The organism is Pseudomonas sp. AP42 (genome assembly GCF_001728935.1).
GTDB classification, from domain to species: Bacteria; Pseudomonadota; Gammaproteobacteria; order Pseudomonadales; family Pseudomonadaceae; genus Aquipseudomonas; species Aquipseudomonas lactis.
Window position 1 is genome coordinate 1 of record NZ_LYSO01000041.1, and the last position, 26,593, is coordinate 26,593.

General features: G+C 60.9%; 22 protein-coding genes and 1 other RNA gene. 15 read left to right on the forward strand and 8 right to left on the reverse strand.

Features of this window, described 5'->3' with window-relative positions:
* Positions 1-229: 229 nt before the first annotated feature.
* The 4 genes from A7K61_RS16330 (at position 230) to A7K61_RS16345 (ending at position 8,518) form a co-directional block, all read left to right on the forward strand.
* Positions 230-1,912, forward strand: a complete 1,683-nt coding sequence (locus tag A7K61_RS16330; RefSeq protein ID WP_069557939.1) for a fatty acid--CoA ligase — start codon at positions 230-232, stop codon at positions 1,910-1,912.
* 332 nt (positions 1,913-2,244) lie between these two features.
* A complete protein-coding gene (locus A7K61_RS16335) occupies positions 2,245-4,104 on the forward strand; it encodes a DUF1302 domain-containing protein (RefSeq protein WP_003188640.1) in 1,860 nt (619 codons plus the stop codon).
* 42 nt (positions 4,105-4,146) lie between these two features.
* Positions 4,147-5,511 (forward strand): DUF1329 domain-containing protein, encoded by a 1,365-nt coding sequence (locus A7K61_RS16340; RefSeq protein ID WP_003188642.1) that lies wholly within the window; start codon positions 4,147-4,149, stop codon positions 5,509-5,511.
* Positions 5,512-5,788: 277 nt separating this feature from the next.
* Positions 5,789-8,518 (forward strand): LuxR C-terminal-related transcriptional regulator, encoded by a 2,730-nt coding sequence (locus tag A7K61_RS16345; protein WP_069557940.1) that lies wholly within the window; start codon positions 5,789-5,791, stop codon positions 8,516-8,518.
* A 9-nt stretch (positions 8,519-8,527) separates the two neighbouring features.
* Here the strand turns inward: A7K61_RS16345 and A7K61_RS16350 are convergent, their stop codons facing one another.
* The 4 genes from A7K61_RS16350 to A7K61_RS16365 are packed head-to-tail and all read right to left on the reverse strand — an operon-like array spanning position 8,528 to position 11,961.
* On the reverse strand, positions 8,528-9,085 hold the full coding sequence (locus A7K61_RS16350; RefSeq protein ID WP_044271919.1) for a membrane integrity-associated transporter subunit PqiC: 558 nt from the start codon (positions 9,083-9,085) through the stop codon (positions 8,528-8,530).
* Positions 9,086-9,099: 14 nt separating this feature from the next.
* A complete protein-coding gene (locus A7K61_RS16355) occupies positions 9,100-10,749 on the reverse strand; it encodes an intermembrane transport protein PqiB (RefSeq protein WP_044271921.1) in 1,650 nt (549 codons plus the stop codon).
* Positions 10,730-11,374: a paraquat-inducible protein A gene (locus tag A7K61_RS16360; RefSeq protein WP_034134887.1), complete on the reverse strand. Its 645-nt coding sequence runs from the start codon at positions 11,372-11,374 to the stop codon at positions 10,730-10,732. Before A7K61_RS16360 ends, A7K61_RS16355 begins: the two co-directional genes overlap by 20 nt.
* Positions 11,371-11,961 carry a paraquat-inducible protein A gene (locus A7K61_RS16365; protein ID WP_014716964.1) on the reverse strand — a complete coding sequence of 197 codons (591 nt, stop codon included), beginning with the start codon at positions 11,959-11,961 and terminating at the stop codon, positions 11,371-11,373. The genes A7K61_RS16360 and A7K61_RS16365 overlap by 4 nt, the downstream gene beginning before the upstream one ends.
* A 155-nt stretch (positions 11,962-12,116) precedes the next feature.
* Here A7K61_RS16365 and A7K61_RS16370 point away from each other — a divergent pair, with 155 nt between their 5' ends.
* Both A7K61_RS16370 and A7K61_RS16375 read left to right on the forward strand, forming a co-directional pair.
* On the forward strand, positions 12,117-12,761 hold the full coding sequence (locus A7K61_RS16370) for an MBL fold metallo-hydrolase (RefSeq protein ID WP_003188651.1): 645 nt from the start codon (positions 12,117-12,119) through the stop codon (positions 12,759-12,761).
* Positions 12,762-12,939: 178 nt separating this feature from the next.
* Complete coding sequence (locus tag A7K61_RS16375) at positions 12,940-13,713, forward strand: OmpA family lipoprotein (protein WP_003188654.1); 774 nt, start codon at positions 12,940-12,942, stop codon at positions 13,711-13,713.
* 199 nt (positions 13,714-13,912) lie between these two features.
* On the opposite strand, the gene A7K61_RS16380 is transcribed toward A7K61_RS16375, so the two are convergent.
* The 4 genes from A7K61_RS16380 to A7K61_RS16395 form a co-directional block, all read right to left on the reverse strand.
* Complete coding sequence (locus A7K61_RS16380; RefSeq protein WP_003188655.1) at positions 13,913-14,494, reverse strand: BON domain-containing protein; 582 nt, start codon at positions 14,492-14,494, stop codon at positions 13,913-13,915.
* The gene (locus A7K61_RS16385) at positions 14,491-15,084 is read right to left on the reverse strand and encodes a phosphoheptose isomerase (RefSeq protein ID WP_007904374.1); all 594 of its coding nucleotides are present in this window, start codon (positions 15,082-15,084) and stop codon (positions 14,491-14,493) included. Before A7K61_RS16385 ends, A7K61_RS16380 begins: the two co-directional genes overlap by 4 nt.
* Before the next feature lie 93 nt (positions 15,085-15,177).
* The gene (locus A7K61_RS16390) at positions 15,178-15,549 is read right to left on the reverse strand and encodes a YraN family protein (protein WP_003188656.1); all 372 of its coding nucleotides are present in this window, start codon (positions 15,547-15,549) and stop codon (positions 15,178-15,180) included.
* On the reverse strand, positions 15,549-17,360 hold the full coding sequence (locus A7K61_RS16395; protein ID WP_003188658.1) for a penicillin-binding protein activator: 1,812 nt from the start codon (positions 17,358-17,360) through the stop codon (positions 15,549-15,551). The genes A7K61_RS16390 and A7K61_RS16395 overlap by 1 nt, the downstream gene beginning before the upstream one ends.
* Positions 17,361-17,569: 209 nt before the next feature.
* Here A7K61_RS16395 and rsmI point away from each other — a divergent pair, with 209 nt between their 5' ends.
* The 9 genes from rsmI to mraY all read left to right on the forward strand — a co-directional run bounded on the left by rsmI (position 17,570) and on the right by mraY (position 26,587).
* Positions 17,570-18,442 (forward strand): 16S rRNA (cytidine(1402)-2'-O)-methyltransferase, encoded by an 873-nt coding sequence (rsmI, locus tag A7K61_RS16400; RefSeq protein ID WP_069557941.1) that lies wholly within the window; start codon positions 17,570-17,572, stop codon positions 18,440-18,442.
* Between the two features lie 96 nt (positions 18,443-18,538).
* Positions 18,539-18,892, forward strand: an RNA gene (gene rnpB / locus A7K61_RS16405) — RNase P RNA component class A.
* A gap of 355 nt (positions 18,893-19,247) precedes the next feature.
* Positions 19,248-19,703 carry a division/cell wall cluster transcriptional repressor MraZ gene (mraZ, locus tag A7K61_RS16410; RefSeq protein ID WP_003171868.1) on the forward strand — a complete coding sequence of 152 codons (456 nt, stop codon included), beginning with the start codon at positions 19,248-19,250 and terminating at the stop codon, positions 19,701-19,703.
* Positions 19,700-20,647, forward strand: coding sequence for a 16S rRNA (cytosine(1402)-N(4))-methyltransferase RsmH (gene rsmH / locus A7K61_RS16415; protein WP_003188661.1), 948 nt, complete (start codon positions 19,700-19,702; stop codon positions 20,645-20,647). Before mraZ ends, rsmH begins: the two co-directional genes overlap by 4 nt.
* Positions 20,644-20,937 carry a cell division protein FtsL gene (ftsL, locus tag A7K61_RS16420; protein ID WP_003188663.1) on the forward strand — a complete coding sequence of 98 codons (294 nt, stop codon included), beginning with the start codon at positions 20,644-20,646 and terminating at the stop codon, positions 20,935-20,937. Before rsmH ends, ftsL begins: the two co-directional genes overlap by 4 nt.
* Positions 20,937-22,679: a penicillin-binding protein 2 gene (locus A7K61_RS16425; protein ID WP_019816949.1), complete on the forward strand. Its 1,743-nt coding sequence runs from the start codon at positions 20,937-20,939 to the stop codon at positions 22,677-22,679. Before ftsL ends, A7K61_RS16425 begins: the two co-directional genes overlap by 1 nt.
* A complete protein-coding gene (locus tag A7K61_RS16430) occupies positions 22,679-24,142 on the forward strand; it encodes a UDP-N-acetylmuramoyl-L-alanyl-D-glutamate--2,6-diaminopimelate ligase (RefSeq protein ID WP_032893523.1) in 1,464 nt (487 codons plus the stop codon). The genes A7K61_RS16425 and A7K61_RS16430 overlap by 1 nt, the downstream gene beginning before the upstream one ends.
* Positions 24,135-25,505: a UDP-N-acetylmuramoyl-tripeptide--D-alanyl-D-alanine ligase gene (gene murF, locus A7K61_RS16435; RefSeq protein WP_069557942.1), complete on the forward strand. Its 1,371-nt coding sequence runs from the start codon at positions 24,135-24,137 to the stop codon at positions 25,503-25,505. The genes A7K61_RS16430 and murF overlap by 8 nt, the downstream gene beginning before the upstream one ends.
* Positions 25,505-26,587 carry a phospho-N-acetylmuramoyl-pentapeptide-transferase gene (gene mraY, locus A7K61_RS16440; protein ID WP_003188670.1) on the forward strand — a complete coding sequence of 361 codons (1,083 nt, stop codon included), beginning with the start codon at positions 25,505-25,507 and terminating at the stop codon, positions 26,585-26,587. The genes murF and mraY overlap by 1 nt, the downstream gene beginning before the upstream one ends.
* Positions 26,588-26,593: the final 6 nt, after the last annotated feature.

Sequence of the window (26,593 nt, forward strand, 5' to 3'; positions counted from 1 at the left end):
CGGGGCGCTTGAGATCAAGATCAAAAGCAGATCAAGAGCAGATCAAGAGCGACTCGCTTCGCATCGTGGTTGCCGTCGATTGTTGGAGCGCCATGATGTCCAGATAGTGGCGTAACGCTAGCATTTGCTGGCTCCTGCAAATCATTCCTTTGGCTGATTTGGCTGAAACATAAGCGCTCTACAGTGCAGGTCTTCAAGCCAAGACCGTGCAGTCATTAAAGGGATTCTTATGTTGCAGACCCGTGTTATCCCGCCCGCCGAAGGTGCGTACCAATATCCGCTGTTGATCAAGCGCCTGTTGATGTCCGGGACTCGCTACGAGAAGACCCGGGAAATTATCTATCGCGACAAGCTGCGCTACAGCTACCCCACGCTGATCGAGCGCGTTGCGCGCCTGGCCAATGTGCTGACCGAAGCCGGGGTCAAGGCCGGTGATACCGTGGCGGTGATGGACTGGGACAGCCACCGTTACCTGGAGTGCATGTTTGCCATCCCGATGATTGGCGCGGTGATCCACACCATTAACGTGCGGCTGTCGCCGGAGCAGATTCTGTACACCATGAACCACGCCGAAGACCGCTTTGTGCTGGTCAACAGTGAGTTCGTGGGGCTCTACCAGGCGATTGCCGGGCAGCTCACTACTGTCGACAAGACCTTATTGATTACCGATGGTGACATCCACACCGCCGAGCTACCCAATCTTGTCGGTGAGTACGAAACCCTCCTGGCCGCCGCCAGCCCCAGCTATGACTTCGAGGATTTTGACGAAAACTCGGTCGCCACCACGTTCTACACCACCGGCACCACCGGTAACCCCAAAGGTGTGTACTTCACCCATCGGCAACTGGTGCTGCACACCATTGGCGTGGCGACCATCATGGGCAGCGTCGACAGCGTGCGGCTGCTGGGCACCAACGACGTGTACATGCCGATCACGCCGATGTTCCACGTACACGCCTGGGGCTTGCCGTATGTGGCGACCATGCTCGGGCTCAAGCAGGTGTACCCCGGCCGCTACGACCCGGAATACCTGGTAGAACTGTGGCGCAAGGAGAAGGTGACGTTCTCCCATTGCGTGCCGACCATCCTGCAAATGGTGCTTAACGCCAAGGCTGCGCAGAACGTGGATTTCGGCGGTTGGAAAATCGTCATCGGCGGCAGCGCCCTCAACCGTTCGCTGTACGAAGCCGCCAAGGCTCGGGGCATTCAACTGACCGCCGCGTATGGTATGTCCGAGACTGGACCGCTGGTGTCTTGTGCTCACCTCAACGAAGAGCTGATGGCTGGCAGCGAAGATGAGCGCACCACCTACCGCATCAAGGCCGGTGTGCCGGGGCCGTTGGTCGAGGCGGCAATCATGGACACCGACGGTCGTTTCCTGCCCGCCGATGGCGAAACCCAGGGCGAACTGGTGCTGCGCGCGCCGTGGCTGACCGAGGGTTACTACAAAGAGCCGCAAAAGGGCGCCGAACTCTGGGCCGGTGGTTGGTTGCACACCGGTGATGTGGCCACGCTGGATGCCTTCGGCGTGATTGATATCCGTGACCGCATCAAGGATGTGATCAAGACCGGCGGCGAATGGATTTCCTCCCTGGCTCTGGAGGACCTGGTCAGCCGTCACCCGGCGGTGCGGGAAGTGGCGGTGGTGGGCATTGCCGATCCGCAATGGGGCGAGCGGCCCTTCGCCTTGTTGGTGGTGCGTGAAGGGCATGTGATCGATGCGCGAGAGCTCAAGGAACACCTCAAGCCTTTTGTCGAGCTGGGCCATTTGAGCAAGTGGGCGATCCCGAGCCAGATCGCCGTTGTTACTGAAATTCCCAAGACCAGTGTCGGCAAACTCGACAAGAAACGTATCCGCGTCGACATCATCGAGTGGCAGGCCAACAACAGCACGTTCCTGTCCACGCTCTAAACCCTCTCGCCGCGTCCGGTCGGGCGCGGCAATGCTCTATATCAAGCCTTTACTTGTGATTTGCCGAATTTCAGCCATCCTTCCCGCGTCGACCTTCGTCGGCGTGGCGAAAGGGTTGTGGCAGACAGGTTGGTGATGCAAATCACACTTTAGAGGGATCAAGCACTACCCCCCTCTGGCTATAGTCCCTTTCAGAGTTTTTCGCGGATGTTGCGCTTCGAGCCATGGAGGCTCGGTGGCGATGCGGCATTGGAATCGTTGTATCCCGGCCGTTACATCTGAAGAAAGGGCTCACTGCCATAACAATAAAATATGCACATGGAGTAGCGTCGATGACCTCAGTAAACCAGTTCTGGCGCCGGGCAAGACTGCCCCTGGCCGTCAGCCTCGCTTCTACGCTCGCCGGGCCGGCATTCGGCGTCAGTTTCAACATTGGTGAAATCGAAGGGAGCTTTGACTCGTCGCTTTCCGTGGGCGCTAGCTGGTCCACAGCCAAACCCAATCGTGACCTGATCGGTGCCAACAACGGCGGCAAGGGCCTGTCCCAGACCTCCGATGACGGCCACTTGAACTTCAAGCGCGGCGAGACCTTCTCGAAGATCTTCAAGGGCATCCACGACCTGGAACTGAAGTACGGCGACACCGGTGTGTTTGTGCGAGGCAAGTACTGGTACGACTTTGAACTCAAGGACGAAAGCCGTCCGTTCAAGGACATCAGCGACAACAACCGCAAGGAAGGCGCCAAGTCTTCGGGCGGGCAGATTCTCGACGCCTTCGTCTACCACAACTACTCGATTGCCGATGCGCCGGGTTCCGTGCGTTTTGGTAAGCAGGTGGTGAGCTGGGGCGAAAGTACCTTCATCGGTGGCGGCATCAACTCCATCAACCCGATCGACGTGTCGGCGTTTCGTCGTCCGGGGGCCGAGATCAAGGAAGGCTTGATCCCGGTGAACATGTTCTACGTGTCCCAGTCGCTCACCGACAACCTGTCGGCCGAGGCGTTTTACCAGCTGGAGTGGGACCAGACCGTTACTGACAACTGCGGCACGTTCTTCTCGCAGCCGGACGTGATCTCCGATGGTTGCAGCAATAACCTGCGCGTACTGAACAAGCGTTCCACCATTCCTGCTGCCGCCCTGCCGACCCTGGGTGCCTTGGGTGTGGACGTGAACAGCGAAGGCGTATTGGTGCGCCGTGGGCCGGACCGTGATGCACGCGACAGCGGCCAGTTCGGCGTGGCCATGCGCTACAACTTCGAACCGCTGGATACCGAATTCGGCGCCTACTTCATGAACTACCACAGCCGTGCGCCGATCTTCAGTGCGCAGGGCGCGCCATCGGCGGCCTACACGCGTCCGCTGGGGCCACTGGGAGCCTTGCGGCCGTTGATTGTGGCGGGCAGCTCGAATTACTTCGTCGAGTACCCGGAAGATATCCGCCTCTACGGCCTGAGCTTCTCCACCACCCTGCCTACCGGCACCGCCTGGAGCGGTGAGTTGAGCTACCGTCCGAATGCGCCGGTGCAGTTGAGCACCACTGACATTCTGTTCGCCGGTGTCACGCCGATCCCAGGCTTTGGCAATGCGTCCGTGCTCAAGGGCACGCCGGGCCAGGACCTGCACGGCTACAACCGCAAGGAAGTCACCCAGTTCCAGACCACCTTCACGCACTTCTTCGACCAGGTCATGGGCGCCAGTCGCCTCACCACCGTCGGTGAAATCGGCGTGACCCACGTGGGCGGCCTGGAAAGTAAATCCCAGGCTCGTTACGGCCGCGACCCGGTGTTCGGCCCAGGCACGCTGCCAGGTGGGTTCTGCAACGCCCTCAACAACTCCACCGCCAACGGCGCCGGCTTGCCCAACGCTGCCGGCCTGAACACCAACTGCAATAACGACGGCTACACCACCGCAACGTCATGGGGCTACCGCGCCCGTGCCATCTGGGAATACCCGGACGTGTTCGCGGGCGTGAACCTCAAGCCCAACGTGGCCTGGTCCCATGACGTCAAAGGTTACTCGCCAGGCCCTGGCGGCAACTTTGAAGAAGGTCGCAAGGCGGTCAGCCTGGGCCTGGACGCCGAATACCAGAACACCTACACCGCGAGCCTGGCGTACACCAACTTCTTTGGTGGCAAGTTCAGCACCGTGGATGACCGCGACTTTGTCGCCTTGAGCTTCGGCGCCAACTTCTAAGCACACTCTTTTCAAGTGGCATGTATTCAGGAAGACCAGAGCATGAAAATAACAAAAAGTCTGTTGCACGTGGGTGTGCTTGGGCTGTCGATCCTGGCGAGTAACGTCATGGCGGCAGTCTCGGCAGATGAAGCCGCCAAGCTCGGCACGACCCTGACCCCGATGGGCGCCGAGATGGCGGGTAACGCGGCTGGCACCATTCCAAAATGGTCGCCATTGCCGACCAATGCCGGCGCGGTCGACGCCCGTGGTTTCCTCGCCAACCCGTATGCCAGCGAGCAACCGCAGTTCACCATCACCGCGCAGAACGTCGAGCAATACAAAGACAAGCTGGCCCCCGGGCAATACGCGATGTTCAAGCGTTACCCGGACAGCTTCAAGATGCCGGTGTACCCGACCCATCGCGGCGCCACCGTGCCAGCTGAGGTGTTTGCCTCGATCAAGAAAAACGCCACCACCACCAACCTGGTGTCCGGCGGCAACGGCCTGGAAAACTTCGAAACCGCCGTCCCGTTCCCGATTCCCAAGAGCGGCGTTGAAGTGATCTGGAACCACATCACCCGTTATCGCGGCGGCAGCGTCACCCGCCTGGTCACCCAGGCCACCCCGCAAACCAACGGCTCCTACAGCCTGGTGTACTTCCGCGACCAGTTCGTGTTCCGCGACAAGATGAAGGACTTCGATCCGAAAAACCCAGGCAACGTGCTGTTCTACTTCAAGCAGCAAGTGACTGCGCCAGCGCGCCTGGCCGGTGGTGTACTGCTGGTGCACGAAACCCTGGACCAGGTCAAAGAGCCGCGTTCGGCCTGGGTCTACAACGCCGGGCAGCGCCGCGTGCGTCGGGCACCGCAAGTGTCCTATGACGGCCCGGGTACTGCCGCCGATGGCCTGCGCACCTCCGACAACCTCGACATGTACAACGGTGCGCCAGACCGCTACGACTGGAAGCTGGAGGGCAAGAAAGAAATCTACATCGCCTCCAACAGCTACAAGGTCGACGATCCCAAGCTCAAGTACGCCGACATCATCAAGGCTGGCCACATCAACCAGGACCTGGCTCGCTACGAGCTGCGCCGTGTCTGGCACGTGGTCGCCACCTTGAAGGAAGGCCAGCGCCACATCTACGCCAAGCGTGACTTCTACATCGACGAAGACACCTGGCAAGCGGCGGTGATCGACCACTACGACGGTCGTGGCCAACTGTGGCGTGTTGCTGAAGCCCATGCCGAGAACTACTACGACAAGCAAGTGCCGTGGTACGCCCTGGAAACCCTCTACGACCTGCAGTCCGGCCGTTACCTGGCACTGGGCATGAAGAACGAAGAGAAGCAGGCCTATGACTTTGGCTTCACCGCCAGCACCAGCGACTTCACCCCAGCGGCCCTGCGCCAGGACGGTGTTCGCTAACCTCTGCTGATGATCGCTCCCACACAGAGCTGATTATCACCCGTAGGAGCGAGCTTGCTCGCGAAGGTCGCCAACGATAACGCGCCCATCCTGAAGGGACGCGTTGTTGTGGAGTTCTTCGCGAGCAAGCTCGCTCCTACTTCTTGGCGGCTGGAAGATATTTCTTGTCGCAGTTCTTTTTCAGCCATTTGTTGCAAAGATCTACAATCCCGCCGCTTTTACCGCTAGTCTGCGGACATCTGCAATGCCGACAACAGCCTTCTACAAGAGCCCGGCGATGACTGATCTGTCCCGAACCCATGGGCCTGCCAGTGTGGTGATGCCGACCCTGGAAGGCCGCTTCTACAGGCCGCCGCTGCCTGAAGGCTATGTGCTGCGCCCGCGCCTGTGCGAACGCCTGAATGCCGGCCTTGATGGGCGACTGTTGCTGGTCAGCGCGCCCGCAGGGTTTGGCAAGAGTTCGTTGGCGGTGGAGTTTTGCCAGGGCTTGCCAGCGCAGTGGCAAAGCCTGTGGTTGGGCCTGAGCCCAAGGGACAGTGACCCCGGCCGTTTCCTGGAGCGGCTGCTCGACGGCTTGCAACAGTATTTCCCGCAACTCGGCGCCCAATCCATGGGCTTGCTGAAAATGCGCCAGCGTCACCAACCCTTTGCCTTCGAAGAATGGCTCGATGGCCTGCTCGACGAGCTGGCCGTGCACCTGTCTGCACGCTCGCCGTTATTGCTGGTACTGGATGACTATCACCTGGCCCAGGGCCCGGTGCTGGATCGCTGCCTGCAATTTTTCCTCAATCATTTGCCCGATGGCCTGGTGGTGCTGGTCACCAGTCGGCAGCGCCCGGACTGGCACCTGGCACGCCTGCGCCTGTCGCGGCACCTGCTGGAGCTGCATGAGCAAGACCTGCGCTTGACCCACGACGAGGCCCTGGCGGTGCTGGATGGGCACAGCAATGCGTTGCGCGGTGAGGCGTTGGAAAACCTGATCCGCCGCAGCGAGGGCTGGGTCGCCGGCCTGCGCTTCTGGCTGTTGGCGGCCTCCGAAGCCGGCAGTGAGGGCGCCTTGCCCCAAAGCCTGCACGGTGGCGAAGGGCTGATTCGCGATTACCTGCTCGAAGAGGTCATCGACTGCCTTCCCGCAGAAGTGCAAGCGTTCCTGTACGACACCGCACCGCAAGAGCGCTTTTGCAGCGAACTGTGCGACGCCATCCGAGAGGCCCATGACAGCGCAGAAATCCTGCGTTATCTGCAGGCTCATCAAGTGTTCCTGGTGCCGTTGGATGAGCAAGGGCACTGGTACCGCTATCACCATTTGTTCTCCGACCTGCTGCGCACCCGCCGCGAGAAGAGTGCCACCTTGCCGCCGGCCAGCTTGCACTTGCGCGCTTGTCGCTGGTTTAACGCCCAGGGCTTGATCGACGAGGCGGTGGAGCAGGCGCTGCGGGCCGGGCACCTGGATGTGGCGGCGAACCTGGTGCAGAACCTGTCCGAAGAGCAACTGCTGGCAGAGCAGAACATCGGCATGCTGCTGCGCTGGAAGATGGACCTGCCCGACAGCCTGCTGATCAGCACGCCGCGTTTGATCGTGCTGTACAGCTGGGCGCTGGGGCTCGCATGCCAACTGGATGCGGCGCAGGAACTGTCGAGTTACCTCAGCCGCTTCCTGCCGGCGCCATCGGCCACCGCGCAAAAATCCATGTTGGCCCAATGGTTGGCGCTGAGCGGGATCATTGCCCGTGGGCGCGGAGACCGTGAGCTGACCCAGCGCTATTGCCAAGAGGCGTTGGAAAGCCTGCCGCAAAAGCGTTACGGCCAGCGCCTGGTGTGCCTCTCGACTCTGTCCAACCTGGCAATCGCCGATGCCGACCTGTGGCGCGCCCGTGGCCTGAACCGCGAATCTCTGGAACTGGCGCAGCGCGTCGGTAACCCTTTGTTTGAAGCGTTGGCCCATTACGACCGAGCGCGTGTGCTGCAGTCGCGGGGTGAGATCCTGCGTTCTCTGGATGAAGTTCGCCAAGGCCTGGAGCGCCTGCTTGGGCTGGCACCCCAGCGCCTGTATGCCGTGCGCGCACGGTTGTCGCTTTACGAAGGTTACCTGCTGTTGGTGCGTTACCAGCCCGAAGCCGGCCTTGCGCGTTTGCGCGCCGGCCTGGCCGAAGCCCGCGCCTGCCGCGATATCAGCGTGCTGATCGGGCACTGTGTCATCGCCAGTTTCGAAGGGCGGCGTGGGGAGTTTGCCAATGCCTTTGCCGAACTGGCCGAGGCCGAGCGCTTGATGCACATCTGGGATGTGCCGCCGATCTATTACCTGGCGATGATCACTCTGATCAAATGCGAGCTGTGGCTGGCCCAGGGTCGCACTGACCTGGCCGACGCCTGGCTGGCCCGCCTGGGGCAGACCTACAACGGCGAGCACGCCGCGGCCGCCCCCGAGTTTCATCCGCACCTGCCGCAACATATCGAGCTGCAACAAGCCGCGCTCGATGCCACTCGCCATCAACCCGACAGCGCGCTGCAACGCCTCGAAGCGCTGGCCCAGCAGGCCCATGACAGTGGGCGCCAGATGATTGCCCTGATGGCGCTGGTCCAGCAGGTGCAGTTGCTTCTGGAGCATGGCCAGGAAGCCAAGGCCAGGCCGATATTGGCCCGTGCCCTGCAAGCCGGCTCGGGCGGCGCGTTGCAGCCGTTTCAACGCTTGTTGGAGGGTTACCCCCAGTGGATGCGCGAGCAGCTGGGCAAGCACTCCCATGGGCTGCTCAACCAGAGCCTGCTGGCGCTGCTGCCCCAAGTCATTGCGGTTGAAGCCTCACCTCAACAGGAAACCCTGAGCACCCGAGAGCTGGCGGTGCTGCAGCTGATTGCCCAAGGCTGTTCAAACCAGGAAATCAGCAATCAGCTGTTCATCTCCCTGCACACGGTGAAGACCCACGCCAGCCACATCAACAGCAAGCTCGGCGTGGAGCGTCGTACCCAGGCAGTCGCGCGGGCCAAGTCCATGGGCTTGCTGGCCTGAGCCCGTGGCTCACGGCGCGGTCGGGCAGCCCTTGAGTGAAGTGTCGACGGTCTGATTGATCAGCGCCGCGAACCGCTTGAGGTTGTTCTGATGCGCCACCACCAGCTCGTCGATGCTCGGCCCGGCAGGCGACTGCAAAGTGGTGCGGCAGGTCAACGCCGGACGGTCGCCATTGACTTGCCTCAGGCGCCAGCGCACATCGAGCAGCGCGTACTGCCCGGGTACCGAGTCAAAGCGCTGCACCTCTACGCGCAAAGCCACGGCTTGCCGGGCATTGCTGTTGGCCAACTGATCGACCAAGGCGCTCCTCAGTTCATCGGCGAGGGTGGCGGCCCACCACTGAGTTTCAAGAATCGCCAGGCCGCTGTCGCCCTGGCGAATCACTATTTGCGCGCGGTCGACCTGAGGCGGCACGCTGATGCTCTCAATGCGTACACCGCCGGCCTCTGCTCGCGTACTCGGGCTCAAGTGCGCCGGGGTCAGGGTGTGAAAGGCGATGGGTTCACTGCGACAGGCACCGAGCAGCAGCAGGGTGGCCAGCAATGTGATCTTCAACGGCAATGTCATGGCGGCTCCAATGGTCATTTGCGGGGTGGCCCTTGCAGGTCCGTCGGTGCGGCGTTATCGGGGCGGCCGCGAATCAGCGACTCCGGATGCCGGCCCAGGTAATCCGAAAGCTCGCGCAGGGAGCGCGACATGCGCCCCAACTCGTCGAGGGTCTGGGTCAGTTGTTCACGCTGCGGCGAGTCTTCGGCCAGGGTTGAACTGGCCGATTGCAGGGTCTTGCTCACGTCGGCCAAGGTCGTCTGTACACCCGGCAGCGTCTTGGCGTTGAATTGCGCCAGGCCCTTGCGCAGTTCGACCAGGCTGGCGTCGAGGTTGCCGGCAATGCGCTCGACAGGCAGTTGGCTGATCTTGTTGACGATGCCTTCGAACTTCTCTTGCAGTTGCTCCAGGTTGCCCGGGATGGTGGGGATGCCCACCGGGCGCTGGTTCGGGTCGAATGCGACTTTCTCGGCCTTGGGGTAGAAGTCCAGGGCGATGTACAACTGGCCAGTCAGCAAGTTGCCGCTGCGGGCCTGGGCGCGCAGGCCGTTTTCGATGAAGGTACCAATCAGGCGTACGCCGGCTGCCTCATCGTCAGGGTTATTGTTCATGGCCTTGAGCAGCTTGGTGTGGGCCTCGCCGAGCAGTTGCGGGTAGATCACGATGCCGACATTGACCGGGAAGGTGCGTTTCTTCGCATCGAAATCCAGGTTGATCGATACAACCCTGCCGAACTCTACGCCAAGGAACTCCACCGGTGCGTCGACTTTCAGCCCGCGCAGGGCCTGATCGAAGCGCAGGACCATGTATTGCCCCTTGCCGTTAGGTGGGGCGAGGGCGCTTTGCTGGTCTTCGAACAACTCAAAGCTGCGACTTTCTTCGGCCGGTTTGTCATTGGGGTTGTAGGGCGGCGCCTGGAAGGCGATCCCGCCCATCAACATGGACGACAAGGATTCGGTTTTCAGCGCGAAGCCATTGGCGCCAACGCTCAAGTCGACGCCGCTGGCGTTCCAGAACCGTGTGTTCTCAGTGATGTACACGTCATTGGGCGCATGCACGAAGATCTCGACATTCACACCCTTGCCTTCGTTGTCCAGCTCATAGGCCACCACCTGGCCCACCGGGATTTTGCGGTAATAGACCGGCGAGCCGATGTCCAGGGAACCCAAGGCCTGGGTGTGCAGCGTGAAGCGCTTGCCCGGTTCGCCGTAAGTGATGGGCGGCGGGTTTTCCAAACCGGTGAAGTGTTTAGCGCGGGTCTCGGACTGGCCGATGTCTGCGCCGATGTAGTCGCCGGACAACAACGTGTCGATGCCCGACACGCCGCCTGCGCCAATGCGCGGGCGCACCACCCAGAATTTCGAATCTTCGCGGGTGAAGCTTTCGGCCTGTTTGACCAGTTCGACGGTGGCGTTGACGCTTTTCTGGTCATCACTCAGGGCCACGGCGGTTACCTGGCCGATCACCACGTTGCGGTATTTGACCTCGGTCTTGTTGGCTATCAGCCCGCTGCCGGTCTTGAAGTTGAGGACGATGGTCGGCCCTTGTTGCATGATGCTGTGAATCACCAGCGAGATCCCCACCAGCACAGCGACAATCGGCACGATCCAGACCAGCGAAACGCTGAAACGACGCGTCTTGATCACGGGTTGCCCCGCAGGGGTGTCAGCCTTGGATGAGCTCATCCGAGGTCTCCTCGTTAGGTGGGTTTTCCCAGATTAGCCGGGGATCAAAACTCATGGCCGCGAGCATCGTAAACACGACCACCAGGCCAAAAAACAGAATACCCAGGCGCGGTTCGATCGTGCCCAGGGCTTGAAACTTCACCAGCGCGGCCACCAGGGCGACCACGATGACATCGAGCATCGACCAATAGCCGATCAGTTCGATAAACCGAAACAGCTTCGAGCGCTCTTTGCGCGCCCACTGGCTATTGCGCTGCACGGTGACCAGCAGCAGCCCCAGCGACAAGAACTTGATGCCCGGCACGGCAATGCTGGCGATGAAAATGATCAGGGCAATGTCCCAGGCGCCGTGCTGCCAGAACTCCAGCACGCCACTCATGATAGTGCTGTCTGCGCCGGAGCCGAGCATGGTGGTGTTCATCACCGGCAGTAAATTGGCCGGGACATAAAAGGCGAGGGCGGTGAGCATGTAGGCCCAGGTTCGGGTCAGGGACTGCACCTTGCGCCGATGCAGCGCGGCGCCACAGCGCTCGCACTCGGTGGGTTCAAGGCGCATGTCGCAGGGCTGGCCGCAGGTGTGGCACAGGCACAGGTTCAGCTCGCGGGCGGTAGGCGGTGAATTCATACGGTGTCCCACAGGTCGCGCACATCGCGCCCGGCAATGCGGATCAGCAACAGGCTCAGGGCAGCCAAGGCAAACAGGCCGGTGCCAGGAATAACGTCCAGCATGCCGGCCAGCTTGAACACCGCGACCATCGCGCCCAGCAGGCACACCTCCAGCATGCTCCACGGCCTGAGCGCTTCGAGCCAGCGCATGCACAGCTTGAACGCCGGCGAGCGCCTACCGGCCAAGGCGAAACTCAGCACCCAGATCAGCAACAGCAGTTGAAACACCGGCGCGATAATGATGGAAATGGCCGCCACCAATGCAATGAATGTGATCGGCCCCAGGCTCAGTGCAACCACTGAGTCCCAGAGGGTGGCGCTGTTTTTCAAGCCTTGCAGGCTGATGCTCATCACCGGGTAAAAGTTGGCAAAGGTCCACAGCACTGCGGCAGTCACCGTCAGGGCCAGACGTTGTTGCACGGACAGGCCGTTATAGCGCTGCAGCACGCCAGAGCAGCGTACGCACAGGGCTTTCTGATGTTTGGCGAGCGTGACTTTCTCGTACACGCAGTCGCAGTGTTCGCAGATGATCTGTTGATTCGCCATGGGTGTTGCTCCAAATGCGACTGACTGCAGCAGGGGATTTCAATGGCGCTTGTGTAGCTTAGCAGCGGATAGACCGCGCAATCGACGCCTTCCAGAGCAGGGGTAAGCTACACCATACTGCACTTGGAACGCGCCAGAGAGCTTGCAGGACACCCATGACTATTGAAAAACAACCGTTGATTCGCGAAACCTTCCCCGTCGGGCCGTTGCAGTGCAACTGCACCATCATTGGCGACCCGATCACTAAAAAAGCCATCGTAGTCGACCCCGGCGGCAATCACGAGTTGATCCTGGCGCGCCTTGATGCACTGGGCCTGAAGGTGGTGAGCATTATCCACACCCATGCTCACCTCGATCATTTCCTGGCCTCCGGGCAATTGAAAGAAAAGACCGGCGCCACGCTGCACCTGCACAAAGAGGATCAATTTCTCTGGGACAACCTGGAAATGCAATGCCAGATGTTTCGCGTGCCGTACGTCCCAGTGCCGTCGCCGGATCGCTGGCTGGAGCATGACGAAGAACTGGCCTGCGGCTGTGGGGTAGCCTTACACACCCCAGGGCATACGCCAGGCTCGATGAGTTTCTGGTTTGCCGACGCCAAGCTGTTGATCGCTGGCGATACCTTGTTTCGTCGTGGCGTAGGGCGTACGGATTTATGGGGCGGCGACCAGGCGACGATTGTGCGGTCGATCAAGCAGCGCCTGTATACGCTGGACGAAGGCGCGACGGTGGTCACTGGGCATGGGCCGGATACGTTGCTGGGCGATGAGATGCGGGAGAATCCTTTCGTGCGTGCGTGATGGGTTGTCGGCTCTGATACAAGCCGGTACAGACACACAGGCACAGACCCAAGCCAAAGACAGCTATGCTTTACGCACCCCTTCACGGAATTTTTGCCGTTTGTCGCGTTCCAAACTCGGCACAGGTCCATTGCCAATGTCCTCTGCATCACAGAATGCAAAAGTAGGAGCTTCCTTCATGTTCACTCCGCGTCGTCTGCTTGTTGTCGCTACCGCCGTAGCCCTGTTGTCTGGCTGCGCCTCACCTAACCCTTATGACGGCAGCCAGGGACAGGCCAGCAATGGTTCCGAAAGCGGCATGAGCAAAACCGCCAAATACGGCGGCCTCGGTGCGCTGGCTGGCGCATTGGCCGGTGCGGCCATCGACCATAACAACCGTGGCAAGGGCGCGCTGATTGGCGCGGTGGTTGCGGGTGCCGGTGCGGCAGGTTATGGCTACTACGCCGACCAGCAAGAGAAAAAACTGCGTGAAAGCATGGCCAACACCGGGGTTGAGGTGCAGCGCCAGGGTGACCAGATCAAGCTGATCATGCCGGGTAACATTACCTTCGCCACCAACTCGGACGCGATCTCCAGCAGCTTCTACCAGCCGCTGAACAACCTGGCCAACTCCCTCAAGCAGTTCAACCAGAACACCATCCAGATCGTTGGCTACACCGACAGCACCGGTAGCCGTCAACTGAACATGGACCTGTCCCAGCGCCGTGCGCAGAGCGTGGCCAACTACCTGACCTCCCAAGGCGTCAACGGTGCCAACCTGAGCGCACGCGGTGCCGGCCCGGATAACCCGATTGCCAGCAACGGCGATGTGAACGGCCGTGCCCAGAACCGTCGTGTCGAGGTCAACCTCGGCCCGATCCCTGGCCAGCAATACGGCCAACCTGCGGGCCAGCAGCAGGCGCCACAGCAGAACAACCAGTTCCAGGGCAACCCGTACCAGCAATACCAGTAAACGTTAAACACTAAAAAGGGCGCCGTGCAGTCAATGCACGGCGCCCTTTTTTGATCGTTCCCCCGCTCTGCGTGGGAATGCCCGCTCTGACGCTCCGCGTCCCACTGATGGCGCAAAAGTCGCGGCCTGTGGGGTGGTGACGCGGAGCGTCACGGGATGCGTGCCCACGCAGAGCGTGGGAACGATCAAGGACTCTACATCAGTCGATGTATTCGAACACCTTCACGATCTTCTGCACGCCCGACACGCCCTGCACCAGGTTGGCGGCGCGGGTGGCTTCGGCCTGGGTCAGCAGGCCCATCATGTAGACGATGCCATTGTCGGTGACGATCTTGATCCGCGAACCAGGCACCGCACTGTCGGTCAGCATCTGGGCCTTGATCTTGGTGGTCAGCAGGGCATCGTTGCTGATGGCCAGCAGGGTGATCGGGTCCATGACCTGCAGTTCGTTGTGGACCTTCTTGACGCGTTGCACGCCGGCGGCGGCCTGCTCGGCCTGGGCCTTGAGGTCGGCGCGCGGGGTTTGGCCTGCCAGCAGGACCACACCGTTGAAGCTGGTTACCACGATGCGCGAGGCCCCGTTGCCCAGGTCGGTAGCCGCCTTGGCAACGTTGACCTTCACCTTGGTTTCGATCAGCGAATCATCAATGGTGCTGCCGAAGGTGCGTGTGCCCCGGTCATCCTGGATAGGGGTGTCCCGTGTAGCGGTGATAGCCGAGCTGCAGCCGCTGATGGCGACGCACAGCGTGATGGCCAAAAGACTGAGGCGATTAACGGTCATTCTTCACTCCCGAACAGTTGGCTGTCGATCAGATCGCACAGGCAGTGGATCGCCAGCAGATGAACTTCTTGGATACGTGCAGTGACATTGGCCGGGACGCGAATCTCCACGTCCTCTGGCAGCAGCAGCGACGCCATGCCGCCGCCGTCGCGACCGGTCAAGGCTACGACAATCATTTCGCGATCATGTGCGGCCTGGATCGCTTGAATAATATTGGCCGAGTTGCCGCTGGTGGAAATCGCCAGCAATACATCGCCCGGCTGGCCGAGGGCGCGGATCTGCTTGGAGAAGATTTCGTTGTAGCTGTAGTCGTTGGCAATCGAAGTGATCGTCGACGAATCGGTGGTCAAGGCAATGGCCGGCAGGCTCGGGCGCTCGCGTTCGAAACGGTTGAGCAGCTCCGAGGAAAAATGCTGGGCATCGCCAGCCGAACCGCCATTGCCGCACGAAAGCATTTTGCCTTCGTTGAGCAAGGCATTGACCATCACCTGGCTGGCTTGCTCGATGTGCGGTGCAAGTACGTCCATCGCCTGTTGCTTGGTGTCGATGCTGGCCTGGAAAAGCTGGCGAATTCGGGATTGCATGTCCATCTGTGTGACCTTAAGTAGCGCGGCTGTTTGGCACAGGTAATGTGCAGCCCGCAAAGCAAAGAGCAAAAATGAGTGGTGAGGTTGCCCGGCGAATCAGCTGTCGAAGGCATTTTTGAGCCAGGTCAGATCAGCTGTGCCTGACGGGGTGCTTTCCATGGCAACCACATCGAAACGGCAGGGGCAGTCAGCCCAGCGATGCTCTTTTTGCAGAAAAAACTGCGCAGCGAGTATCAGCTTTTGACGCTTGCGCCCGTCGATACTGGCGAGCGCGCCACCCCATTGTGCGTGTTTTCTGTAGCGGACTTCGACGAATACTACTGTATCGCCGTCAAGCATGACCAGATCAAGCTCGCCGCGTTTACATAACCAGTTCTGCGCCAGAAGGCGCAGACCCTGTTGTTGCAGGTAATTGAGTGCATGCAGTTCGGCATCCTTGCCGCTTTGTGCGCTGGACCGCTCGGGCATCAGCGTGGGGTATCAGGCAGGCGCTGAATGTCGCCGCCGACGAACTTCGCCCACGGCATCTGGCGATCGACGCGCTGGTTGGCGCTGATGCCCAGGTTGCCCGAGAGGCCGTCGACACGAGTGTCCGGCAGTGCCTTGAGCTGGCCCAGGCGTGGCGCCAGGCGGTAGGCATCCACGCCCATCGCGTAGAGGCGGCCCAGGCTGCCATTGGCTTGCGGCCATTGTGCGGCGACCTGGTTGCGCAGCGGGTCGGTGGTGTTAAGCAGCCAAGGTGTTTCGCAGAACATCACATTGGTCATGTCCAGGTACTGGTTGCGGTCACCACTGGCACTGAACACGTGAGAGGTCGCGTACACCGGCACATCGCCAGCGTATTGGAAGTTCAGGGTCGGTTTGATCTGCTGGGCCAGTTGCGGCGTGACGGCTAGGAAGATGAACTCGATGTCCTGGCGACGCGAAGGCTGGGCGGCGACGTCGGTGCCGACCGTGCTTTGCAGGCTCTTGGCGCGGCCTTCGCTCTTGCGCAGTTGGAACAGATCGGCGATCTGCTGGGCCAGGGCCACAGGCTGATCGACATATTCCACGCCCATGACGGTGCCACCATTGGCTTCCCAATCCTGGCGGAACGCCTTGTAGACGCGCTCACCCCATTCGCCACGGGGCACCATGGCGGCGGCGCGATGCAGGCCATCAGCACGGGCACGGCGCGATACTTCGCGGGCTTCGTCTTCAGCGGCCAGGCCGAACTGGAACAGCTGCGCCGGGCCTTGATCGGTCTCGCTGTAGTTCAGGGCCAGGGTGGTGATCGGCAATTGCGGGCGTGCGCTGAGTTGCTTGACCAGCGGCTTTTCCAGCGGGCCGACCACCAGTTGCACGCCGGCGGCCTGGGCCTTGGCGTAGAAGTCGTCGAGGGAGGTCAGGCGCGAGCTGTCATAGAACTCGATAACCGGTGGCTTCTGCCCGGCTTGCTCAGCCTGGTAGTGAGCCGCCATGAAACCTTCGCGCAGCGCTTTGCCCACAGCGGCCAGCGGGCCTTCCTGGGGCAGCAGCAGGGCGATCTTGTTCAGGGGCTGGCTGGCCAGTTCCTTGAGTTTGGTCAGCGGCGCTGGCAGTTGCACCGCCGCCGGGTGGCCCGGGTTCTGCGCGCGCCAGGTGTCGATGGCGGCTTGTTGTTGCTCCAGCGTACCGGCGCCCTTGACCGCCTGGGCCAGGGTGATCCAGCCATCGAGTGTCGGGTTGCCGGTGGCTTGCAGCTGTTCGGCTGGCAGCGCGGCAATCAATACCCAAATGGCTTCGTGGTTGCTGCTGGCAGCCTCGCCCGTCAGCAGGGGCGCCATGGCCACGCGCTCGCGAGCGGCGGCGAGGGTCTGGCCGTCGGCTTCATAGGCGCGTGCATGCACGGTGCCGGTGCGGATCTGCTGGTCGGTCGGCAGTTCCTTCAGGCTTTGCAGGCTGGGGTGGTTCAGCGCTGCCAAGGCCGCCTTGGGCTGGTTGCGGCCCATTGCCAGTTCTGCGGCCAGGGTGCTGGCAAATACTTGCGCGGCTGGCTTCAGGGCATCCAGGGGCACTTGCGCAAGGATCTGCGAGGAGCGGCCGGGATTGTTCTGCTGGTAGGCCAGGTCTGCCGCGCTCAGGCGCAGCAACGCGGCTTTTTCTGGCGTCTTGGCGTTCGTCGCCTGTTCGAGCAGTTGCTCGATACTGGCATCGGGCGTGCGTGGCAGTTCGCCAAGACTGGAGGAAGGCGAACTGGCGCAAGCGGCCAGCAAGGCAGCGAGGCAGAGGGCGGAGAGCAGCCGCAGGCAAGCGATCATGTAAGTGTTCCTGATACCGATCAAATTAGCGTGGAAGTGTACCCAAGCACTGGCCCAGGCGCGATGTTCATGGCGTTAAACCGTGGATTTAGGTCGTGCAAATGTTGCCAGTAGCTGACGGTGGCTGAAACGGCATCGGCCGTGATGGCATATTTTCAAGGCTTCTACGCGCTACAATGTGACTTTTGCCAACCATCGAGGTGTGCGCTTTGACTGCTCCAGGTCCTTTGAATTCCACTGCTGGCTCGCTTTTTGTGGTGGCGACGCCCATTGGCAACCTGGACGACATCAGTGCCCGGGCGCTGAAAGTGTTGCGCGAGGTGAAATTGATCGCGGCAGAAGACACGCGGCACTCCCAACGGTTGATGCAGCATTTTGGTATCAGCACGCCATTAGCGGCCTGCCACGAACACAACGAACGTGAAGAGGGTAGCCGCTTTATCACGCGCCTTTTGGCGGGTGATGACGTTGCACTGATTTCCGACGCGGGCACGCCGCTGATTTCCGACCCTGGTTACCACCTGGTCCGCCAGGCGCGCGCCGCTGGTATCAATGTAGTGCCTGTTCCAGGAGCCTGCGCGCTGATTGCTGCATTATCGGCCGCCGGGTTGCCCTCGGACCGCTTTATCTTCGAAGGCTTCCTGCCCGCCAAGGCCGTAGGGCGTCGGGCGCGTCTGCAGGCACTTAAAGAAGAGCCGCGCACCTTGATCTTCTATGAGGCCCCGCATCGCATTCTTGAATGCCTGCAAGACATGGAGCTGGTGTTTGGCGGCGAGCGCCTGGCCTTGCTGGCCCGGGAGTTGACCAAGACGTTCGAAACCCTCAAGGGGCTGCCGCTGGAGGCGTTGCGGGCGTTTGTCGAGGGCGACAGCAATCAGCAGCGCGGCGAATGCGTGGTGCTGGTAGCCGGCTGGACCGCGCCGGAGAATGAAGACGCGGTGGGCAGCGAGGCCGTGCGCGTCCTCGATTTGTTGCTCAAGGAAATGCCACTCAAGCGCGCCGCCGCCCTGGCTGCCGAAATTACCGGGGTGCGCAAGAATGTGTTGTATCAGGTCGCGCTCGATAAACAGAAGGCCGAATAGTTCCGGGGCCAAAACTGTATTTCGTCTGAACGTGATGGCAATGCTGCACTTTTAATACTTGTCCTCAAGCCGCCGTGCCGTTAACCTTCGCGGCGGAGAGTCGATTGGACAGTCGCTGCCCTCTATGAAAATTAGGGGGGGGAGGAAAGTCCGGGCTCCATAGGGCGAAGTGCCAGGTAATGCCTGGGAGGCGTGAGCCTACGGAAAGTGCCACAGAAAATAACCGCCTAAGCACTTCGGTGCCGGTAAGGGTGAAAAGGTGCGGTAAGAGCGCACCGCACGACTGGCAACAGTTCGTGGCTAGGTAAACCCCACTTGGAGCAAGACCAAATAGGGTCCCAAGGCGTGGCCCGCGCTGGGACCGGGTAGGTTGCTAAAGATGTCCAGTGATGGCCATCGTAGACGAATGACTGTTCAAGACAGAACCCGGCTTACAGATCGACTCTCCACCTTTTTTTCTTGCGTTCGAATCTCGTGCGCAAACCCGGTAGTAACGCAAGAATCCCTCCCTGCCAAATCATTGGCAGATGCATCTTCGTAATACCAAAAAAATCTTACTCTTAATAAATCACTTTAACTTTAAGCCCTAGCTCTTTGAGCTGTTTGCTGTTGTTGAGTCAAAAACATCGCAAAACTCTCGTTTCTCCTCCCTTTACCTTCCTAAATCTCCGTTCTGTAAGGCTTTTCCTTGTATACGCGCCTTGACGGTGTGGTGGGCGCATTCCTATAGTGTGCGCAAGTGGCGGAAAGTGGCACAAAGTGGGTTTTTTGAACGTAAAACGCTAAAATTTGGAGAAACGCATCTGTGTTTCGCGGAGCTAACGCTATCAGTCTCGATGCAAAAGGCCGTCTCGCCATGCCGAGCCGGTATCGTGACGAGCTCATTTCGCGAAGTTCAGGGCAGTTAATCATCACGATTGACGCCGTTGACCCTTGTTTGTGTGTTTACCCCCTCGACGAGTGGGAGTTGATTGAAACCAAGTTGCGCGCACTGCCTTCATTGCGTGAAGAAAACCGCCGCCTTCAGCGTTTGCTGATCGGTAATGCCGTCGACCTTGAACTCGATGGCAGCGGTCGTTTCCTGGTGCCTCCGCGACTGCGCGAGTACGCCAAGCTGGACAAGCGCGCAATGCTGGTAGGCCAACTGAACAAGTTCCAATTGTGGGACGAAGATGCCTGGGATGCTGTGTCTGCAGCGGACCTGGCTGCTATTCAACAACCGGGCGCCATGCCTGATGAACTGCGTGATTTGATCCTGTGACTATTGATAGCGGCTTTAACCACATCACCGTACTGCTTGACGAAGCCGTTGAGGCTCTCGCCGTACGAGCCGATGGCTGCTATGTCGATGGCACATTCGGCAGGGGCGGGCATAGCCGGTTGATACTCAGCCAGCTCGGGTCCGACGGCAAACTCCTCGGGTTCGACAAAGACCCTCAAGCGATTGCCACCGGGCAAGCGCTAGCGGCCGAAGACGGCCGCTTTGTCGTTGTGCAGCGCAGCTTTGCCGAGCTGGGCGCCGAAGTTGCCGAGCGCGGCATGGCGGGCAAGGTGGCCGGGGTTCTGCTCGACCTGGGCGTGTCTTCGCCGCAGCTCGATGACCCGGAGCGCGGCTTCAGCTTCATGAACGACGGCCCCCTCGACATGCGCATGGACCCTACCCGTGGGGTCAGTGCCGCACAGTTCATCGCCACCGCACCGGTGGAAGAAATCGCCCGTGTGTTCAAGGAATATGGTGAAGAGCGCTTCGCCGGGCGCATGGCGCGTGCCGTGGTCGAGCGCCGCGAAATCCAGCCGTTCGAACGCACCGCTGACCTGGCCGAAGTGCTGAAGGTCGCCAATCCGGCCTGGGAAAAGGGCAAGAACCCGGCGACCCGTGCGTTCCAGGGCCTGCGCATTCACGTCAACAACGAATTGGGCGATCTGGAAGCCGGCCTCGAAGCCGCTCTGGATGCTTTGGAAGTGGGCGGTCGCCTGGTGGTGATCAGCTTCCACTCCCTGGAAGACCGCATCGTCAAACTCTTCATGCGTCGTCTGGTCAAGGGCGAATCCGACAACCTGCCGCGTAACCTGCCGGTGCGTTTCGAAGCCTTTGTGCCGAAAATCAAAATCCATGGCAAAGCGCAGTTCGCTTCCGAAGCCGAACTCAAGGCCAACCCACGTTCCCGTAGCGCCGTCATGCGTGTTGCGGAGAAGTTGCGGTGAGCAAGCTTTTCGCCAAGCCCCTCCCGGGCGGCAGCTTCTTTATGTTGCTGCTGTTTGTCGGCGTGCTGGTGTCCGCGATTGCGGTGTCCTACAGCGCCCACTGGAACCGTCAGTTGCTCAATACCCTGTACGGGGAATTGAGCGTGCGTGATAAAGCCCAGGCAGAGTGGGGCCGGTTGATCCTTGAGCAAAGCACCTGGACGGCCCACAGCCGTATCGAAGTGCTGGCCACCGAACAGCTGAAGATGCACATCCCTGGCGCGGCTGAAGTCCGCATGGTGGCGCCATGATGAAACTCGAAGGGGCACTCTACCCGTGGCGCTTCCGCCTGATGCTCGGCTTGCTGGCATTGATGGTGGGCGCGATCGTCTGGCGCATCTTCGACCTGCAGGTCGTCGACCGCGACTTCCTGATCGGCCAGGGTGACGCCCGCAGCCTGCGGCATATTCCGATTCCTGCACACCGCGGCCTGATCACCGACCGTAACGGCGAGCCCCTGGCCGTCAGTACCCCGGTGACCACCCTGTGGGCCAACGCCAAGGAACTGCAAGTCGCCAAGGACAAGTGGCCTGAACTGGCCGCTGCCCTGGGGCAAGACCGCAAGGCCCTGACCGAGCGCCTGGAAGCCCAGGCCAACAAGGAATTCATCTATCTGGTGCGCGGGCTTACCCCTGAGCAAGGCCAGCAAGTGCTCGACCTTAAAATCCCCGGTGTCTATGGCATCGAGGAGTTTCGTCGTTTCTACCCGGCCGGTGAAACCACCGCGCATATGGTTGGCTTTACCGATATCGATGACCACGGCCGCGAAGGGGTCGAACTGGCCTATGACGAATGGCTGGCTGGGGTTCCGGGCAAACGCCAGGTCATCAAGGATCGGCGCGGCAGATTGATCAAGGACGTCCAGGTCACCAAAAACGCCAAGGCCGGCAAGCCTCTGGCGTTGTCGATCGATTTGCGCCTGCAATACCTGGCCAACCGCGAACTGCGTAACGCGATCATCGAGAACGGCGCCAAAGCCGGCAGCCTGGTGATCATGGACGTGAAGACCGGCGAGATCCTCGCCATGGTCAACCAGCCGACCTATAACCCCAACAACCGTCGCAACCTGCAACCGGCGATGATGCGTAACCGCGCAATGATCGACGTGTTCGAGCCGGGTTCGACCATGAAAGCCATCTCCATGAGCGCTGCCCTGGAAACCGGGCGCTGGAAACCCAGCGACAAGGTCGAGGTTTACCCAGGCACCTTGCAGTTGGGCAAATACACCATTCGTGACGTATCCCGCACTGAAGGTCCGGTGCTGGATCTGACAGGCATCCTGATCAACTCCAGTAACGTGGGCATGAGTAAAGTTGCCTTCGACATTGGCGGTGAAACGATCTATCACCTGGCGCAAAAAATCGGCCTGGGGCAACCCACCGGCCTCGATTTCCCAGGTGAACGCGTGGGCAACCTGCCGAACTACCGCGAGTGGAGAAAAGCCGAGACTGCCACGCTGTCCTACGGCTACGGCCTGTCGGTGACCGCCATCCAGTTGGCCCACGCTTTCTCGGTATTGGCCAATAACGGCCGCATGGTTCCACTGAGCCTGATCCATGTCGACGAAGCGCCAAAAGCCACCCAAGTGATCCCGGAAAACGTCGCCAAGACCATGCAAGGCATGCTGCAACAAGTGATCGAAGCACCGCGTGGCGTTTTCCGCGCCCAGGTGCCGGCGTACCACGTTGCGGGCAAGTCGGGTACGGCGCGTAAGACTTCGGTAGGCACCAAAGGCTATGCCGAAAACTCCTACCGTTCGCTGTTCGCCGGCTTCGGCCCGATGAGCGACCCGCGCTACGCCATCGTCGTGGTCATCGACGAGCCTAGTAAAGCCGGCTACTTCGGTGGCCTGGTTTCGGCGCCGGTGTTCAGCAAAGTGATGTCCGGCACCCTGCGCTTGATGAACATCACGCCGGACAACCTGCCGCCGACTCAACAAGCCAACGCCGGCCCACCGGCCGCAGCGGTCAAAGCCAATGGAGGGCGCGGCTGATGTCTCTTAGCCTGAACAAGATTTTTGCCCATGCCGGCCACGATCTGCTGATTCGTGAGCTGACTCTGGACAGCCGTAATGTGCGCGCCGGTGACCTGTTCCTGGCGGTACCCGGCGGCAAGCTCGATGGCCGCGCGCATATCGCCGATGCCCTGCAACGCGGTGCGGCGGCGGTCGCCTATGAAGTGGAAGGCGCCACCGTGCTGCCGATCACCGATGTGCCGTTGATTCCGGTCAAGGGCCTGGCTGCGCAGCTTTCTGACATCGCCGGGCGTTTCTACGGTGACCCGAGCCGCCAACTCAACCTAGTGGGTGTGACGGGCACCAACGGCAAGACCAGCGTGACCCAATTGGTTGCCCAGGCGTTGGACCTGTTGGGTCAGCACTGCGGCATCGTCGGCACCCTGGGCACCGGTTTCTATGGCGCGCTGCAAAGCGGCCTGCACACCACGCCGAACCCGATTGCCGTGCAAGCGACCCTGGCCGACCTGAAAAAGGCCGGCGCCAAGGCGGTTGCCATGGAAGTGTCTTCCCACGGCCTGGACCAAGGGCGTGTCACTGCCCTGGCCTTTGACGTGGCGGTGATGACCAACCTGTCCCGCGATCACCTGGACTACCACGGCACCATGGAGGCGTACGCCGCCGCCAAGGCCAAGCTGTTTGCCTGGAATGACCTGAAGTGCCGGGTGGTCAACCTCGACGACGCATTCGGCCGCCAGCTGGCGGAGCAAGACAGTGACGCGCGCTTGATCAGCTATAGCCTGCAAGATGCCAGCGCCTACCTGTATTGCCGCGAAGCCCAATTCAATGACGAAGGCGTGCGCGCCACGTTGGTGACGCCGCAGGGCGAGCACCACTTGCGCAGCACCTTGCTGGGGCGGTTCAACCTGAGCAACGTGCTCGCCGCTATCGGCGCACTGCTGGGCCTGGATTACGCCTTGGATGAAATCTTGCGGGTACTGCCCAAGCTGGAAGGCCCGGCCGGTCGCATGCAGCGCCTGGGTGGCGGCACACAACCGCTGGTGGTGGTCGATTACGCCCACACCCCGGATGCCCTGGAAAAAGTCCTCGAAGCCCTGCGCCCACATGCCAAGGGCAAACTGCTGTGCCTGTTCGGTTGCGGCGGTGATCGCGATCGCGGCAAGCGCCCATTGATGGCCGAGATTGTCGAGCGCTTGGCCGATGGTGTACTCGTCACCGACGACAACCCGCGCAGCGAAGACCCGAGCCAGATTTTCGATGACATCCGTGTCGGCTTCAAAGACGCCTCCAAGGTCACCTTCGTCGCGGGCCGTGGCGCTGCCATCGCGCAGTTGATCGCCAGTGCCGGCGCGGACGACGTGGTGGTGCTCGCGGGTAAAGGCCACGAGGACTATCAGGAAATCAACGGTGAGCGCCATGCCTTCTCCGATCTGGTCGAGGCGGATCACGCCCTGACCGCCTGGGAGGTCGCCCATGCTTAAAGCGATGACATTCAGTGAGCTGGCCCAGGCCCTGTCGGCCCGTGTGCTGTCGAGCGACTGCACATTCAACGGCGTGAGTATCGACAGCCGTAACATCCAGCCGGGGCAACTGTTTGTCGCCCTGGCCGGTCCGCGTTTCGATGGTCACGACTACCTCAACGACGTTGCCGCCAAAGGTGCTGTCGGTGCCCTGGTACAGCGTGAAGTGGCCGATTCTGCCTTGCCGCAATTGCTGGTAGCCGACACCCGCCTGGCCCTGGGCCAACTGGGCGCGCTTAACCGTGCCGCTTTTGATAAACCGGTGGCGGCCATTACCGGTTCCAGCGGCAAGACCACGGTCAAGGAACTGCTTGCCGGCATCTTGCGTACGCGCGGGCCGGTACTCGCGACCCGTGGCAACCTGAACAATGATTTCGGCGCACCGCTGACCCTGCTCGAACTGGCCCCGGAACACACGGCGGCGGTGATCGAACTGGGGGCTTCGCGCATCGGCGAAATCGCCTACACCGTGGCGCTGACCCAGCCGCACGTGGCGATCATCAATAACGCCGGTACCGCCCATGTCGGCGAGTTCGGCGGCCCGGAAAAAATCGTCGAAGCCAAGGGCGAAATCCTTGAAGGCCTCGACGCTTCGGGCACTGCGGTACTGAACCTGGATGACAAGGCCTTCGAGACCTGGCGTGTACGCGCCGCCGGTCGCAAGGTCCTGACGTTTGCGGTACTCAATGCCGCAGCCGATTTTTACGCCTCCAACATCAATGTCGATGCCCGTGGCTGCCCGTCCTTCACCTTGCACACCCCGCAAGGTGACGAGCACGTGCAGTTGAATTTGCTAGGCAACCATAACGTCGCCAACGCCTTGGCCGCCGCCGCTGCCGCCCATGCCCTGGGTGTGTCGCTGTTCGGTATTGCCACAGGCCTGGGCGCGGTGCAGCCGGTGAAGGGCCGCACTGTGGCGCAACTGGCTGGCAACGGCATGCGCGTGATCGATGACACCTACAACGCCAACCCGTCCTCCATCAATGCCGCTGTGGACCTGCTCAAAGGCTTTGATGGGCGCAAGGTGCTGGTACTGGGCGATATCGGCGAATTGGGCGATTGGGCTGAACAGGGCCACCGTGAAGTCGGCGCCTATGCCGCCGGCAAAGTGGACGCGCTCTACGCCGTTGGCACGAACATGGCCCATGCGGTCAACGCTTTCGGCCCTGGCGCGCGGCATTTCGCCAGCCAGGCCGAGCTGATCCAGGCGTTGACGGCGGCTGAACATGACAAACACACAACCATTTTGATCAAGGGATCGCGCAGCGCGGTGATGGAAAACGTCGTCGCAGCCTTGTGTGGCTCAAGTATGGAGAAACATTAATGCTGCTGCTGCTGGCTGAGTATCTGCAACAGTTCCACAAAGGCTTCGCGGTCTTCCAGTACCTGACCCTGCGCGGGATCCTGGGTGTGCTGACCGCGCTGTCTTTGTCACTGTTTTTAGGGCCGTGGATGATCCGCACCCTGCAGAACCTGCAAATTGGTCAATCGGTTCGTAACGACGGCCCGCAGTCGCACCTGTCCAAGTCTGGCACTCCGACCATGGGGGGCGCGCTGATCCTGTCGTCCATCGGCGTCAGCACCTTGCTCTGGGCCGACCTTCATAACCGCTACGTGTGGGTGGTGCTGCTGGTGACCCTGTTGTTCGGTGCCATCGGCTGGGTGGATGACTACCGCAAAGTGATTGAGAAAAACTCCAAGGGGCTGCCAAGCCGCTGGAAGTATTTCTGGCAGTCGGTGTTCGGCCTGGCCGCTGCGATCTTCCTGTACACCACCGCGCCAAGTGCCGTGGAAACCACCTTGATCATCCCGATGCTCAAGGATGTGAGCATCCCGCTGGGTGTCGGTTTTGTGGTGCTGACCTACTTCGTGATCGTCGGCTCCAGCAACGCGGTGAACCTGACCGATGGCCTCGACGGCCTGGCGATCATGCCGACGGTGATGGTGGGCGGCGCGCTCGGCATCTTCTGCTACCTGTCGGGTAACGTGAAATTCGCTGAGTACCTGCTGATTCCTTATGTACCGGGCGCTGGTGAACTGATCGTGTTCTGCGGCGCGCTGATCGGTGCCGGCCTGGGGTTCTTGTGGTTCAACACCTACCCGGCACAAGTCTTCATGGGCGACGTCGGCGCACTGGCGCTGGGCGCTGCCTTGGGCACCATCGCGGTGATCGTTCGCCAGGAAATCGTGCTGTTCATCATGGGCGGTGTGTTCGTGATGGAAACCCTGTCGGTGGTCATCCAGGTGGCGTCCTTCAAGTTGACCGGGCGCCGCGTGTTTCGCATGGCGCCGATTCACCACCACTTTGAACTCAAGGGCTGGCCTGAGCCACGCGTGATTGTCCGTTTCTGGATCATCACCGTGATTCTGGTACTGGTCGGCCTTGCCACCCTGAAACTGAGGTAGAAACGA